This is a genomic window from Rhizobium leguminosarum, assembly GCF_010668065.1.
Taxonomy (GTDB): Bacteria; Pseudomonadota; Alphaproteobacteria; order Rhizobiales; family Rhizobiaceae; genus Rhizobium; species Rhizobium leguminosarum_S.
On the sequence record NZ_WUEN01000006.1, the window covers coordinates 1 to 13,947 of the forward strand.

At 55.1% G+C, this 13,947-nt stretch carries 13 protein-coding genes and 2 pseudogenes; 9 read left to right on the forward strand and 6 right to left on the reverse strand.

Going from position 1 to position 13,947, the window contains the following annotated elements; translation table 11 throughout:
- Positions 1 to 398, forward strand: a pseudogene (locus GR198_RS17995) (glutamine synthetase); the annotation flags it as partial.
- A 577-nt stretch (positions 399 to 975) separates the two neighbouring features.
- On the opposite strand, the gene GR198_RS36345 reads toward GR198_RS17995, so the two are convergent.
- Positions 976 to 1,476 carry a cupin domain-containing protein gene (locus tag GR198_RS36345; protein WP_164024090.1) on the reverse strand — a complete coding sequence of 167 codons (501 nt, stop codon included), beginning with the start codon at positions 1,474 to 1,476 and terminating at the stop codon, positions 976 to 978.
- 342 nt (positions 1,477 to 1,818) lie between these two features.
- On the opposite strand from GR198_RS36345, the gene GR198_RS18010 reads away from it, so the two are divergent.
- Complete coding sequence (locus tag GR198_RS18010) at positions 1,819 to 2,103, forward strand: hypothetical protein (protein WP_164024088.1); 285 nt, start codon at positions 1,819 to 1,821, stop codon at positions 2,101 to 2,103.
- A 224-nt stretch (positions 2,104 to 2,327) separates the two neighbouring features.
- Here the strand turns inward: GR198_RS18010 and GR198_RS18015 are convergent, their stop codons facing one another.
- Together GR198_RS18015 and GR198_RS18020 are read right to left on the reverse strand one after the other, a co-directional pair.
- Positions 2,328 to 3,185, reverse strand: a complete 858-nt coding sequence (locus GR198_RS18015) for an MBL fold metallo-hydrolase (protein WP_246705879.1) — start codon at positions 3,183 to 3,185, stop codon at positions 2,328 to 2,330.
- 400 nt (positions 3,186 to 3,585) lie between these two features.
- Entirely contained in the window at positions 3,586 to 4,359 is a 774-nt protein-coding gene (locus GR198_RS18020; RefSeq protein WP_164024086.1) for an alpha/beta fold hydrolase, read from the reverse strand.
- Between the two features lie 140 nt (positions 4,360 to 4,499).
- Between GR198_RS18020 and GR198_RS18025 the strand changes: the two are divergent.
- Both GR198_RS18025 and GR198_RS18030 read left to right on the forward strand, forming a co-directional pair.
- Positions 4,500 to 4,964: pseudogene (locus tag GR198_RS18025) on the forward strand (MarR family winged helix-turn-helix transcriptional regulator); the annotation flags it as partial.
- Between the two features lie 667 nt (positions 4,965 to 5,631).
- Positions 5,632 to 6,108, forward strand: a complete 477-nt coding sequence (locus GR198_RS18030; RefSeq protein WP_112907824.1) for an Lrp/AsnC family transcriptional regulator — start codon at positions 5,632 to 5,634, stop codon at positions 6,106 to 6,108.
- 164 nt (positions 6,109 to 6,272) lie between these two features.
- Here GR198_RS18030 and GR198_RS18035 read toward each other — a convergent pair whose 3' ends face one another.
- On the reverse strand, positions 6,273 to 6,659 hold the full coding sequence (locus tag GR198_RS18035) for a hypothetical protein (protein ID WP_164024084.1): 387 nt from the start codon (positions 6,657 to 6,659) through the stop codon (positions 6,273 to 6,275).
- A gap of 903 nt (positions 6,660 to 7,562) precedes the next feature.
- Here GR198_RS18035 and GR198_RS18040 point away from each other — a divergent pair.
- Positions 7,563 to 8,222 carry a peroxiredoxin gene (locus GR198_RS18040; protein ID WP_164024082.1) on the forward strand — a complete coding sequence of 220 codons (660 nt, stop codon included), beginning with the start codon at positions 7,563 to 7,565 and terminating at the stop codon, positions 8,220 to 8,222.
- 939 nt (positions 8,223 to 9,161) lie between these two features.
- On the opposite strand, the gene GR198_RS18045 is transcribed toward GR198_RS18040, so the two are convergent.
- Positions 9,162 to 10,421 (reverse strand): SfnB family sulfur acquisition oxidoreductase, encoded by a 1,260-nt coding sequence (locus GR198_RS18045; RefSeq protein WP_164069348.1) that lies wholly within the window; start codon positions 10,419 to 10,421, stop codon positions 9,162 to 9,164.
- Between the two features lie 697 nt (positions 10,422 to 11,118).
- On the opposite strand from GR198_RS18045, the gene GR198_RS36120 reads away from it, so the two are divergent.
- Positions 11,119 to 11,241, forward strand: a complete 123-nt coding sequence (locus GR198_RS36120; RefSeq protein WP_261322560.1) for a hypothetical protein — start codon at positions 11,119 to 11,121, stop codon at positions 11,239 to 11,241.
- 250 nt (positions 11,242 to 11,491) lie between these two features.
- Here GR198_RS36120 and GR198_RS36125 read toward each other — a convergent pair whose 3' ends face one another.
- Positions 11,492 to 11,701, reverse strand: coding sequence for a DUF1127 domain-containing protein (locus GR198_RS36125; RefSeq protein ID WP_312876455.1), 210 nt, complete (start codon positions 11,699 to 11,701; stop codon positions 11,492 to 11,494).
- 405 nt (positions 11,702 to 12,106) lie between these two features.
- On the opposite strand from GR198_RS36125, the gene GR198_RS18055 reads away from it, so the two are divergent.
- From GR198_RS18055 to GR198_RS35425, 3 genes are all read left to right on the forward strand, one after another.
- On the forward strand, positions 12,107 to 12,316 hold the full coding sequence (locus GR198_RS18055) for a hypothetical protein (RefSeq protein ID WP_164024077.1): 210 nt from the start codon (positions 12,107 to 12,109) through the stop codon (positions 12,314 to 12,316).
- 102 nt (positions 12,317 to 12,418) lie between these two features.
- Positions 12,419 to 12,724: a P-II family nitrogen regulator gene (locus GR198_RS18060; RefSeq protein ID WP_130786805.1), complete on the forward strand. Its 306-nt coding sequence runs from the start codon at positions 12,419 to 12,421 to the stop codon at positions 12,722 to 12,724.
- Positions 12,725 to 13,236: 512 nt separating this feature from the next.
- Positions 13,237 to 13,842, forward strand: coding sequence for a hypothetical protein (locus GR198_RS35425; RefSeq protein ID WP_204337161.1), 606 nt, complete (start codon positions 13,237 to 13,239; stop codon positions 13,840 to 13,842).
- Positions 13,843 to 13,947 lie beyond the last annotated feature (105 nt).

A 13,947-nucleotide genomic window follows, 5' to 3' on the forward strand; every position in this document is an offset into this window, starting at 1 on the left:
AGTATCACTGCAAGCCGCTCGGCGACACCGACTGGAACGGCTCGGGCATGCATTGCAACTTCTCGACCAAGTACATGCGCGAAGTCGGCGGCAAGGCCTATTTCGAAGCGCTGATGGCGCAGTTCGAAAAGAACCTGATGGACCACATCAACGTCTACGGTCCTGACAACGACAAGCGCCTGACCGGCAAGCACGAGACAGCTCCGTGGAACAAGTTCTCCTACGGTGTTGCCGACCGTGGTGCCTCGATCCGCGTGCCGCACTCCTTCGTCAAGAACGACTACAAGGGCTATCTGGAAGATCGCCGCCCGAACTCGCAGGGCTGCCCCTACCAGATCGCTTCGCAGGTTCTGAAGACGATCTCGGAAATTCCGCTTCTCAACAGGCAGGCCGGATGACATGAAAAACTGAACGCACCGATTGCCTTGCTTCAAGCCAGGTGTCGGGCAATTGGCTGCAATCCAACAACGCCCGCGGCGCAAGCGGCAGATTGCCCATGAAATGCCATGGCCAATCTGCCGCATGAAGATCGCTTTTCCATAGGCCGTCAGCATTAGCGGCCTATGGCAACAAGGGGCACGGCTTGCGCGTCCCGCTTGTTCGCTTTGTCGTGCATACTTCGAGACAGCTTTAGGACGAATCGATATTCACCGCAGCCAGATCATTGAGGCGGGGAGATAGATGAAACCTTCGAAATGGATTGCTGTGCGGTCGTATCGAGCGGCGAAACGTCGGAAGTGCTTCATACGGTTTTCCAAGCCGCAAACCGAGGATCTGCCCATTAGAGGAGAAGGAGTGACTTCCGGTTGCATGAAGGGCAACGCTTGGAGCGCTCGTTTCTAGAAAGGTGTCCATTGGGATACAGCTTACTATGAAGTTATGCCAGCGATGAGCATTTGAATGTCGGCTAAATGCACCCATTCGACGCCAATGCGGCTATCAGATTGGTTTCCAATAGCCGACACATTGCGGCGCTTAGGGTCTCGGCCGAGGTGACATTACAGAATAAATGTTATCGAAAGGCGGGGGGCCAACGATCGTAGAGCCGCCACTTTTGGCTGACTCTGCGATGGCTGCCATATCGCCACCGTTCAGTGAACCGATAAGCCTGAATGCCTCCTCCATATGTCCTGGCGAAAAAATGATCAACATCCGGGCGGTACTATCCGAAAGATTGCACCACGCGTGTGGAGTCCCCCTCTTGACTGTTGCAGAGTCCCCAACTGACAACGCTAAGCTCTGGCTACCATTGATGAGATGAACGCTGCCTTCAAGAACAATGAAGTGCTCCTCCTCGTTAGCATGGGTGTGGACGGGTACACCGTTACGTGACTCGGCAGTCACCTCGATCATCGTGTACAAGCCTCCGGTCTCCGAAACAGAGGTACGGATCGTAAATCGCTCACCGGGAGTAACCTCCAACCATTCACAGCCATCGCCAGGGCCTTTGGGCAGCAAATTAACCGACGTATCCATTCGAACTTCCTTTCAAGTATTGCATGACAGTGCGTCAGGCTAATTTCTGATTTGAAAGGTCTGTGTTACGTTTCGGTTACAAAATTCGTCCTTAACGTTTCCATTAAAGCCTATGCCACATGTCGCGAGACCATACGACGACCATTTATAAAAAGACTTCCAAAAGGACCGGAACGATTTACCTTGGCGATGCCGGACCACCAGGCGTTGCTGCTCGCTGGCAAATGACGGCCTACTTTCGGAAAGCTTCGCTCGGTACCTCTTTGCGTCCGGTAATAGGCCTGCCAAATGCATTGGTTAAACGGGAAAATGGCGAGGTCGATCTGGTGCTTGGAAATGCGAATGATGACCCTGTCGGTTTTTTTCGGCGAACACTGCCAGGAATTCCCACAGTATGCCTATGCCGCAGGGGGCATATGGGAAAGGGTCATGAATTCGATCAGCGAGCTGGCGCAATTCACGTCACTTCGTATCAACGCAACGGATAACGCCAACGTGGCGGATGCGTTTGACGGTCTCACCGAGCAATCGAACGCTCAAGGTGCCCGACATACATACTGCCGCGGTGCTACCGCAACAAACCGACGCAGTTCTGGTGGTACCCGTGACAACGGCAAAGTGCCTTAATCGAGCGCTACGAGCTCGATAGCTTGGCGCTTGCAGGAAAAAAGCTGCCTGAGTACAAGGTTGGCTTGATCTGGTATGAGCGTGGTCACCGGGATGAAGTGCATACTGGCGCACAAAACATCTTGTCCTCCTTCATCGCTAACGAGCCGTCCGGCGAAGGTCGGCACGCCGTGTCTTCCTAAGTGAGACACCGAGCTTCGCGAAAGGCCAGCCTCGGTGAGCGTTTACAGATGCGTGTAATCAACCGGCACCTTCAAAAACCGCCTCCCATCTGGCGCTTTCAGCGGGGGCCGGCCACCGTTCAGGTTGACCTGCAGTGCGAGCAGCATAAGGTCGGGAAGCGGCAATGTGGCGTCTCTCGATTGACGCCATGCGACGAAATCTACCGCAGAGCGCCCCGCTAAGTGGATATTTTCCCGCTGCTCGTCGATCGAGCATTCCCAGGCAGCAGTCCGACCTTGCGGCGGATAGTCATGCCCGACCATTAATCGCACCTGTTTGGGAAGCGCTACGATGGTGGAGATTGTCTGCCAGAGTTCTTCGGCGCTTCCTCCTGGGAAGTCGGCTCGAGCTGTCCCGACGTCCGGCAAGAAAACGGTATCGTTTACGAACGCTACGTCTTCATTGTACAGAATAATCGATGCGAGTGTATGCCCCGGTGCATAGGCCACCGCGAGGTCGACACTGCCAATGGTGATCGTGTCACCATGTCGAAGCAACCGGTGCCATTGCCGTCCATCGACAGGCAGTTCCGGTAGATCATAGCGCTCCCGCCACATCTGCTGAACGATTGCCACTCGTTCGCCGATTGCCGTCGGCGAGCCAGTGCGGTCTGAAAGATACGCCGCCGCCGACATATGATCGGCATGCGGGTGGGTATCGACGATCAATTCCACTTTCAGCTCATGTCTCCCGACAAAGCGAAGTAGCTCGTCTGCGCTGGTGCCGCTGAATGTCGCCGAGCCTCTGTCGAAGTCGAGCACCGGATCGATGATGGCGCACGCACGGCTGGCAGGATCCCAGATGATGTACTGGACCGATCCTGTCGGTTGATGGAAAATACCATGAACATTTGGTTGCATCGGACTCCCGCGCCTATGAGACATTGGTTGATAATTGTGAACCGCCCGCAGTCATTGTATCGATGTCGGCCGCCTCATCCGAAGAGTTTGAATTGTATTCCGAGGTGTCGCCGCTTCCCGAGCTTGGCTTGTAGCGCTGAAATCGACCCGTACTTCCACCGTTGTGCCATTGACAACGACATTTTCGAACGAACCACCGCGTGAGTACTCCTTCGACAACCTCAATGTTTCTACATCGCCAAATTTATTGCAGTCGATATCACCAGTATTTCAAATATTCGCTGATCTATTACAGATATAGTTGAGAACCTGGCATGATTATACACCACCACTCAGTCATCAGGTGTTGACGACATCGGCGATAGACGGGCGGCTTGCGCCGCCCCACAGAATTTCACGCTTACTTCGAGACGGCCTTGGCTGCCTCGTCAATCGTATCAGCGATGGCTTTTGGTTGCGTCATGAACAGCGCGTGGCTGGCGGATACTTTGGTTACCTTCGCGCCGATGCGCTCCGCCATATGTATCAGCATCTTCTGGTCAAAGGCTTTGTCTTCGGTCGCAATCACCGCCCAGCTTGGCTTCGTCCGCCAGGCAGCATTGGTGAGCTTTGTGCCGAAAACTGACATATTGATCGGAATCTGCGAGTCCCGCATGAACGCAACATCTGCATCGCTCACATCGCTGGCGAAAGCAATCTTGAAATTCTCAGGCTTTACATATCCAAAACCATCCTTGGTGGTTTCGATTACGAAGTCGGTCTGCGGTGCGAAGCCCTCATATTGCTGGCCGGTCGTCTCGCCGGCATCGGGAGACAGGGCAGATACATAAACAAGACCGGCGACCTTCGGATCAACGCCAGCTTCTGTGATGACAGTTCCGCCCCAGGAATGTCCAACGAGAATAGCTGGTCCCGTCTGTCGTTCCAGAGCCCGATTGGTGGCTGCAACGTCGTCAGCAAGTGAGGTGAGCGGGTTTTGCACAATAGTGACTTTGTAGCCGCGCTCGGTGAGATTGTCATACACAGAACGCCAGCCGCTGCCGTCTGCGAATGCACCATGAACAAGGACTACGTTTTTTACAGCTTGGGTGTCCGGAATCGTCTGTGCGCTTGCCGAGTTGATGACAAGAAGAGCGCCGGCCGCAGCGAGGGCCCCAATCAATGCGAATTTCATGATCCTTCTCCTTTTATATCGCAATAACATTTATGGCGATAAGTTATCTAGCTTCACAGGAAAAGCCTGTCAAGTCATTATTTATCGCGATATTGTTTTTCGCGATTGAAATGCATATACTCCGGTTTGAAGGAGCACGCATGCACAAGATTACGAACGACAAACCGGTCCCGCTCGACGACCAACTTTGCTACGCGATTTACTCGGCTGGCATGGCGATCCAACGCCTCTACAAGACCTTGCTCGATGAACTCGGGCTTACTTATCCGCAATACCTCGCTCTGAACGTCCTGTGGCGATCCGACAACCAGTCCGTTGGAGAAATTGCCGAGAAACTCGCACTCGAATCCAGCACGATAACGCCGATACTCAAGCGGCTCGAGGCTGCCAATCTGCTCAAAAGGACTCGCAATCCGGCAAACGAGCGGCAGGTCTTCGTCGCCCTGACGAGCAAGGGACGAGCCCTGGCATCGCGCGCTGCATGTCTCGGCGATGCGCTATTGGCTGCCTCCGCTCAAACACCGGCGCAACTTGCGACGCTCAACGAACACGTGAGGCATCTAAGGGACGCGCTCTACAGCCATATGGCTCACCGGAATTCTCCTCCATGGGCGACCACCAAGCCGCTCGCTGTTGTTGCACCGGCGGCGCTCCACTCGAGGGGCTGAGAACCTGACGTGAGACAAGCAGGGTTGCCCAAAGCGGATATGAAATTTTCAACATGATCGATGGCTCCGTACAGTGAGGATAACTTCTGGCCCTGCCATTTGCGCAGAGGTTCCTGGCGCCCTGCCCACGGCCGCCTTTCCGATATCGATTTCATTTGACACGAGAGACGCGCGTGGCGCCGCGCGATTGAGATCGATTACGCTGCGCCAGGCTTTACAGACCTGAGTGGTGTAATGATTCATCCGCTGCTCGGGCCGCAAGTGCGAATTGCTGGTCTTAAACACTCCTTATATTCACCGAGCTCCGCTGTAAGATTCAAGAACAGGGCGCGGGCTTCGAGCATCACGGTTAGTTTTACGCGCCGCTGATCTCAGACCCTGACAACAGTTTGCAAAATCGCTCCGTCCCCGCATATTTCGAGTTCGCAACTCCGCGGCGAGAATCATCGATCTGAAAGGCGACATGATTTCGGACCTCCTTAATTCGTGGCATAAACTAGGACATAACGCGCGAAAGGTGCTTTCTTAGTTGCTTTTTTTGTGACCAAAGATAAGCTATGTTATGTGAAATTGTTGGCGAATAAGCATGCAAGTTAAACAAAAAATGAAAGAATCTTCCGAAGAGTCTCTCGACCGGATCGATCTCAAAATTCTGCGTGCGCTGCAATCTGAAGGTCGCCTCACCAACGCTGACTTGGCTGAAAGGGTCAATGTCAGCGCCGCCACTTGTCATCGACGCACCCAACGGCTGTTCGAGGAAGGTTTCATCACAGGCGTACGCGCCGAAGTCGCGCCGACGGCCATCGGGCTAGGCGCACTGGTCATGGTCGGAGTGGTGCTAGATCGCTCAACACCGGAGAGCTTCGCAGAGTTCGAGGGTGCCGTAATGGTGATGAAGGAGGTGCTCGAGTGCAACCTCGTAGCGGGTGATTTCGACTACCTGTTGAAGATAAGGGTACGGGACATGGCCGATTTCAATAAGCTCCACGGTCAAAAGCTGATTGCGCTCCCCGGCATTCGACAGACGCGGACCTTCTTCGTTATGAAGGAAGTCAAGGAAAATGCGAGATTGCCGTTCTAGATCGTGACGGCAGCCAACGCGTTAGTGCAGTGTTCCTTGATCTGAAACCGTTTCCCCCGGTTTTCAGAGACGCCTTGCGTTTCAGCTTTTAGCCTGTGCTGCACTTGGCCAGTTGTTGCCACATTTCGTGGGCGCAAAGGAATTCCGAGTACCCCGCCGGGCTGTTACTTTGGCGGCAGTACTGGAATTTCTTCGTCCGCCACCGTGTCATATCCGTCGAAATCGCCTGAAACGAGGTCCTGGGGAAGCGGATAATATGGAGAAAAGTAGAGCGCAGCAGGGCCTGCAAATCCAAGCCCGCTTAAGTTCGACAGACGTGAAATGCATCCCCTGAAGATGTTGATGCTGCGTACTTTTCTCTTCAAATAAGATGCTGTAATCAAGTGCTCACTTTCACGACATCGTCTCCAATTTCCATAAATCGCAATAAGCTGCGGATAGCAGACTCGCGTCGCCGCGTTTCGCGTTCGTGTCCAAGGCTGTAGCGGATGTTGCATTTGAAATTTTGCTGCAGTGGGGAGCTCGCAATGTCGCGAGGTCATCACCGTCAAGTCGGCGCTCCGACAGAATGCTCATAGCGATGTTCGGGCATCAAAAACGCTTCGTGTCCGTCCTGCTAGGCTCAAGCCTTTGCTGGGCATGGTTCGCCTCTCTGTCAGCCAAGAATCGCCGCCTACAGGCAATATTGCTGCGCTTGCTGCACCTTCCGAAAATCGAAGCTGAAGCAAACAAATGTTACACCTTTAGGAATAGCGCTGTGCCCCGAAATCTTGGCGAAACGGAACCTGGTGACTGTAGTGCTCCGGAACAGAGGAGACACATGGATGCGAGACCACCCGGACGGTCCCACTGGTGAAAGTGCCATAGCCTGCCTCCGACTGGTCGGCGAACCGGTCCGGGGCACTGGCAGCGACGGGTCCGTGAGCAATCAGCGACCTCCGCCGAAAGAGCAAAGATGGGGCGGCTCGAAAACGCTGCTGAGCGAGACAGCCGGCACTAGGGTCCCCGTCAAACAGCACGCTGAACGGTGCCCCCACCCGGCGGAGCGAAACTCAGACGAGGAAGCGGAATTATGGCGCTGTGGGATCGCAGCGGCGGTGCTTTTCGGCATCGTTGCGATGTTTTCCCTCGCGGTCTTCTCCATAATTACCAAGTCGGTCCCGACGTATATCGAGTGGCTGCCGTTGTCGGGATGGCCTGTGCCCTGAGTGGCTCCGGCTCCGCCAGACGGTCTTCTACAATCCGGATCGCCGTCGGGTCACTGGTGACGGGGCCCCCACTGCTTCCGGCTCGGAAGGAGCGAACGGAGAACGACCTCGTTTTAGAAATACTTCGGTAACATGGGTGTTCGATACATTTCCTGCGGCATCCAGAGGTGGGCTGACAAGCACCAATACACGGTGATTTTCTCAACCACACGGCTGTCGCATGTATAGTTGGAAAAGGATAAACATATGAGCTTGCGTATCAACGATATCGCTCCCGATTTTACCGCCGACACCACCCAGGGACCGATCAGCTTCCATGAGTGGATCGGCAACGGCTGGGCCGTCCTGTTCTCGCATCCGAAGAATTTCACGCCGGTTTGCACGACCGAGCTCGGCGCTATGGCCGGCCTGGCCGGGGAATTTTCCAAGCGTGGCGCCAAGGTCATCGGCATCTCCGTCGATCCAGTGGATAGCCACGCTAAGTGGAAGAACGACATCAAGACCGCCACCGGCTTCGACGTCGAATATCCGCTGATCGGTGACAAGGACCTTAAGGTCGCTAAGCTCTACGACATGCTGCCGGCCGGCGCCGGCGAGAGCTCGGAAGGCCGCACGCCTGCCGACAATGCGACGGTGCGTTCGGTCTTCATCATCGGTCCCGATAAGAAGATCAAGCTGATCCTGACCTATCCGATGACGACGGGCCGCAATTTCAATGAGATCCTGCGCGCCATCGATTCCATCCAGCTGACGGCCAAGCACCAGGTGGCCACACCGGCGAACTGGAACCAGGGCGAGGACGTTATCATCACCGCCGCGGTTTCCAACGAAGACGCGATCACGCGTTTCGGCTCCTTCGATACGGTTCTGCCTTATCTCAGGAAGACCAAGCAGCCGACGGCCTGATATATCCCGACGGGCCGGCGACACATTCGTGTTGCTGCCTGTCTGACGCGATTTGTGGATGAGCCAGGCTGCGATGCAGCCTGGCTTCTGAGCGCTTGAACTCGTTCGGCAGCCCTAATGCGATCTGTCCACGAGGAGCTACTATGCCGATCGCCGGGAGAATGTGTAGGCCCAAACTGGTCGCCGATATGGCACTTGCCTCGATGTTTGCCGTGCATGGCGGTCCTAGCTGGCTTGCCCGATGGGCGGGTCGTCAAAGGCAATTCGTATTGCCATCGCCAAGGCACCCAGCGGCAAAGGCCACGCGGTTCTGGTCGTCGAAGCCAGCCGCGAAGATCATGGTACTCGACAACAGTAGGAATGCGCTCAACGGCTGGCAGAAATACAGGCCTTGGCTGGCTGATGATCCAGTCGGGTGAATCGCCGCGCCCATGGTTCCAAGCTAAGAAAAGCAACCCGACAGTGAGCCGCCGTCCTTGTCTCTGTCCCATGGTCGCCCTTGGCTATATGTTGTGACCTGAGATCCAAGTCGCCTCCGAATTTCACGAGAGTCTTTCGTTTTCAGTCTTGCCTCATGCAGCTTCGTTTTCCGCAGCCATCCTTATTGCGAATTCCGTTGGCGTATCCCGGGCGATGAGGTCTATTTCGGTTGTAGTCCTCCATCCAACCGACGCTGGCCGGCACGACGAAGGGTGCCACCACGACTACAGCTCCGTGACCGGAATCCATGCACGGGTCGCGAACGGGACCGTCAGCAGCATAACGAGCGGCGGCAGTTACGCTGAGCGCTTCCGCCCTCCCGCCCAGGCCCGCGTGAGCAGAGAGCGGCGAACATCACACATTCCGGCACCGGCCACTTCACGGTCTGGCTAGCGACCACCGTCCGGCGCGCTCCCCTCCAGAGGCTGCGGACACTCTGGCCGGCCCCAGTGTACTTGCTTAGATCCAGGAATGTATCGGAGGCTCGATATCATTTAAGTAGTATTGTCCGATCGCATGGAATTTCCAGCGAACCGGGTCATGGAGGGTGTGTGTTCGCGCATCGCGCCAAAGGCGGTCCAAATTCAACTTCTCGAGGGTCGAGCGCGCTCCTACGAGTTCGAACAGCTTATTCGACGCAAGGAGGACAAGTTCCGTGGACAAAACCTTCGCTTCCGCAATTGCGATTTTGGCCAAGCCGATCGTCCTTTCATCAACATTGGCGATCGTGGCATCAAGCTGTCGTCCGCTGCGTTCAAGCATTGCTTCGGCAGCGTTGTACTTGATTTTCAGGTCCCCAACAGCAGCGATCGTATAGGGATCATCACTTGCGCGCTCCCGTCCGCTATCGATCCAAGGACGCGCATAGGTCTTGATGAGATCGATTGTGACATCGATAGCATACTTGGCAATTCCGAGATCGATCGCCGCATGGATGATTTGACTCTGCGGACCGACGGCGCTCGGCTTTTCGTATACGATGTGGGCAGGCAATACTCTAGAGGCAGCAACGCGCACGCGATCCAGCAGCACCGTGCCGCTGGCGGTCGTGCGCTGGCCGAAGCCTGACCAATCGTCTACAACTGTTAGTCCGTTCGCGGTTCGGTCAGCCACGGCAACGACGACATGGCCACCTTCATCCAATGCCACGATCGGGACTAGGTGAGCGAAGAGCGCGCCGGTCGAGTAAAATTTCTGTCCTGAGACGAGAAACTCATCTCCGTCACGGAGCAATCGGGTCTCAAAATCTTCGACATTCTTGCCCTTAAATTCCGAAAACGCGTTCCCCAATCTCTGGCCGGCGAGCACCTTGCCGAAGAGATCTCTCTTCTGCTCTTCGCTTCCGGTGAGTCGAATGACGTCGATAATTTCAAAGTTACTCTGCGGCATTTGCGCCAGCGAGGCATCGGCTGAAGCAAGGAGTGTGAAAACCTTGGCGATCGTGGTTTGCGAAACTCCTGCGCCGCCATAGTTTTTCGGGATTGTGATCCCCCAAAGACCGCTCTGCGAAAAAAGGTCGACCTCCTCGAACGGAAGCGTTCTATTTTTGTCCCTTGGGCCGGCGTCGGCAAGAAAACGCAAGCGCAAATTCTCGGCAATCGCAATCGCTTCCTCGTCGCTGCTGATCACGTGGGCATGTTCTGTTGGGAGGCAGGGCGTCCACTCCGGAGCTGGCATGGACTCCGACTCTTGAGAGGCTTTCGGGATAGTATTACTCATGTCATCGTCTTCCTAGTCATTGGTTGGCTACTAGTTCGAGGAAGCAGCTATTCGACCGCGGTGAAAGTGATCACCTTGACCGAGGAACTGCGAACTGTGAGGTGCAGGGGGCCGTCGAGAGGCAAGCGCTCCGAAACCGAGGCCATGCCCCTATTCAGGAAAGGCAGTTTCAGCATCCTACATTTCACGATCATTGCTGGTATGGAGCGCCGTACGTCATTCGTAACAAAGCGGTCTATCCCGAGCGCAACAACAATCGCCGTCTGGATCACCAAGTCGTTCGCTGGAATGTACCGGCACGACCAGACGCTCCGCAAACTTAATGACCAAGGCCGGAATCTCTCTAGCTCATGAAGGTCGAGGTCTGGCGCCCGGATGCTGGCCTGTATGGCATAACCTCGACCTGGTTCGCGATTACAACGATCATCACCTGGTCTCTCGAACACGAGGGGATGTGGCAACCTATATGATGCTCAGCGGGGTCGATGTTTATATGCTTGGTGCGGTTGCAGATCCACAGACGCGCACCCAGATGACGATGCTGACGCGGTTCAAGCCACCTTCTACGGGCGCGTCGCAATTTTTCGTGGTTACCGTCCGGTTGACCATCGCCGGAGAACGCCGGCTCCCATTGTTGGAGTGTACAAATGATTTTGAATGCCTTGGGACAGGCTGACGCTGAAGCAGTAGTCGAAGGATGATTTCAAGGACCGTCGCCGAAATCGCTTTGCTGGAGGGCAAGAGCGTCGCCGATATCGAGGGTTACCTCCAGCGCGCACTTGCCGCGCTGGAGGCAAGATCAACGGGGCAGGCATTTTGAGCCATGGCTGATCATGCAGATTTCTGTAATGAAGAATGGATACTTTCGCGAGTCCCTCAAGCTATTTCACAATAGCTTTTGCACCCTCTGAAGCGACAAAGACAGCCTCCGGGCAAAACTGATCATTCCGACATCTCGTGCGGATGGGCAATCGATTATGTGTCACAGGACCAGCCTCTAGCTGCCAGCGGTCATTACATCATGGACGTCAGTTCAGCGCTTTAGAATCAGTGGAAAACGTGCAGTGCCTTCAAAGGCTGCGGCTGTTGCGCCGCCCACCGTCCACTATCCACTCAATGTCACCACGGCCAATTCCGATATCGTTGAGCATGTTGTCGTCTAGTGATTGAAGGTCCCTTATCGCCTCTCGAAGCCTCTTTCGACGCACCAAAGCAGCAAAGATTTGCTGCAGTCGCCCGAGGGATGTCCGGTGGTTCACTCTCATGGTCTTCTCCGACATGTGCTTAATAAGCGTTCGCGACGCACAAATAATGTGCACGTCGAGTCCAAATTTTAGGCGCGCTGGCTATCGGAGTGTTTCTCTAAGACGGAAAACCATTTCATATGTAGTGCACATCCAGTGATGTGCGGAGCTGTTCCGCCCGCCGTGCCCGTAAGCTCGCTTGGTCCAATGCAAAGGACAATGGCCAAGTGATCCTTCGGCGTGCAGACAGGCTGCCACATTTTCGAACATCGTGTCATTTGCAACAAGCAGGCGGGGAACTGAAACAGCGCCATAGCGCATCGCAGACATGATCACATGCCGAGAGACGGCTTGAGTCCTTTTTACATGATAGGCGATCGCGCAGCCGAAGGCCGGATTAAAGGTCAGGTGTGCTGGTGACTTGGCTTGGAAGAAACCGCGATGAACAATTCAACATTGAGATTTGATGTCATTTTGATGCCGACAGAGAAGTGGATGGTATGGGACGACCATCACGAAGCGCCCGCCACGTTTGGCGGGGAAATCCTATCGGGCCTGCATCACGAGGCGGCAGCCCGGCTCGCTGATATTCTTAACGAGGTTTACCCGCGGACGACGGGGCAATCTCCGCGTGCGAGCAACATTCGCTAGCTGGAATCAACTGCGGCAGATCCTGCAGTTGCAAGCAAAGGATCGGACCCAAACTAACTGCAATTTCCTAGTCATTTCCCTTATGCGGATAAAGTGAACGCCATGAAAAAGATTGAAGCGATTTTCCCCCCTTCACGCGTCGGCGATGTGCGCGAGGCATTGCTGGATCTAAGCTTACTCGAGTTCGTGCTGTCCGATGTTAAGGATTTTGCGCCGCGAAACCGCAGAGTGACACGTTATCGAGGTGTAGAGCATGTCGCTGACGACAAATCCGCCGTCAGGCTAGAGATTGTTACCAGAGACACCCAGACGGAAATCGTCGCGGAAGCTATCTTGACGGCGCTTATCGGCTATGGCGCGGATACCAGAATTCTGGTGAGCGACGTCTATGAAATATTGACCCACTAACGGTGTTGCTGAAATTTCCCGCTCGTGCGACCCTTCGGACGATTGGCTGACTGCAATCAGTAACGCGAGTCCCGCGAGCTGACTTGCGGCGAGCAAAATCATCGATCCGCCGAAGTGTAACGGCCGCTTTCAGCACACAAGTCCCAAGCCTGAGATCTCAACTCGATTGGGGAGACGTACTTAGTTGGTGGATGAAACGACCAGTAGCGGTAGACCCGGCTCCCGAAGCATTTCGCATATGGCCGAGGTTCGTCGCCGACAATCTCGAATTTCGTCTCGGTGTGGCGGTTGGAGCTTCGTTGTCGCAGTTATGGTCCGCGAACGCTGGTGAGCTTGAGTCACCCTCGCTTGCGACGTGGCGCGCAACGACGCGGCTTCCATGGATTGGCTTCTGGTTTAGGGAGCTGCTCCGTTGGGGGGCTCTGGATCCGTTTGTTGCATTCGCTCTTGCTCAAGGCATCGCCGGCACTCGCGAGGGCGCACAAGCTCTTAGGCCGGAATTCGAAGCCTGGATGGATGCAAGTTTGATCGCCAAAGATTCCGGGGCACTTATCGATCCGCAAAACTTTCGGGCTTGGCAACTGGGGCGCCACGGCGCAGCCCAGAATGCAGATATTGCAGTCCGCAACGTTCTTGGCCAGTATACCGGGGTAGACGGTCGGCGGCAGAGCTATGACGTTCTTCCAATTGTTGCTGGTGACGTTGTCCAATGGATTGATCCTGCAGGATTCGCTGTTGAACGGTCCGCGCGTGCCGATGTGCTGCTTAAGGAGTGCAACCTACCGCTCACCGGTAAACGCATTGCCGACCTCGTCATAACCGATCTCGGTGCCTTCACACTCGCTCGTCATGGAGAGCCAAGGATGGCTTTGATCGAATTAGCGGACGGTGTTCCACTTGAGGAGATCAACCAAGACAGCTTGCTACTTCGACATCAACCTCAGGGAGTAGCCGCGGCCCGGGCCGGATACTACAACCCTGCCTATCAACAACCGCCGAACATCGCTTCAAAGGCGCCCGGTACCGGGCTTCATTGTTGCCGGGCGATGATCGCTGCACGTACCGACACGATAACCTTGATTTCCATAAATCAACGTTATCCCACGGAGCCGAAATAGCGGGTCGGGCGTTCTGATCCTTTCAAGAGCAGGCATGGCGCATCGACTGATCACCTCAACCAGTACCCAAAGAGAACTAAGGTCGGTGAACTGCAATCACCGCCG

Excerpts from the sequence above, each read along its gene's own strand:
- GR198_RS36345 (WP_164024090.1), bottom strand. The coding sequence starts at position 1,476 with ATGGATACGTCGGTTAATTTGCTGCCCAAAGGCCCTGGCGATGGCTGT.
- GR198_RS18010 (WP_164024088.1), top strand. The coding sequence starts at position 1,819 with ATGATGACCCTGTCGGTTTTTTTCGGCGAACACTGCCAGGAATTCCCA.
- GR198_RS18015 (WP_246705879.1), bottom strand. The coding sequence starts at position 3,185 with ATGCAACCAAATGTTCATGGTATTTTCCATCAACCGACAGGATCGGTC.
- GR198_RS18020 (WP_164024086.1), bottom strand. The coding sequence starts at position 4,359 with ATGAAATTCGCATTGATTGGGGCCCTCGCTGCGGCCGGCGCTCTTCTT.
- GR198_RS18030 (WP_112907824.1), top strand. The coding sequence starts at position 5,632 with ATGAAAGAATCTTCCGAAGAGTCTCTCGACCGGATCGATCTCAAAATT.
- GR198_RS18040 (WP_164024082.1), top strand. The coding sequence starts at position 7,563 with ATGAGCTTGCGTATCAACGATATCGCTCCCGATTTTACCGCCGACACC.
- GR198_RS18045 (WP_164069348.1), bottom strand. The coding sequence starts at position 10,421 with ATGAGTAATACTATCCCGAAAGCCTCTCAAGAGTCGGAGTCCATGCCA.
- GR198_RS36120 (WP_261322560.1), top strand. The coding sequence starts at position 11,119 with ATGATTTCAAGGACCGTCGCCGAAATCGCTTTGCTGGAGGGCAAGAGC.
- GR198_RS36125 (WP_312876455.1), bottom strand. The coding sequence starts at position 11,701 with ATGTCGGAGAAGACCATGAGAGTGAACCACCGGACATCCCTCGGGCGA.
- GR198_RS18055 (WP_164024077.1), top strand. The coding sequence starts at position 12,107 with ATGAACAATTCAACATTGAGATTTGATGTCATTTTGATGCCGACAGAG.
- GR198_RS18060 (WP_130786805.1), top strand. The coding sequence starts at position 12,419 with ATGAAAAAGATTGAAGCGATTTTCCCCCCTTCACGCGTCGGCGATGTG.
- GR198_RS35425 (WP_204337161.1), top strand. The coding sequence starts at position 13,237 with ATGGATGCAAGTTTGATCGCCAAAGATTCCGGGGCACTTATCGATCCG.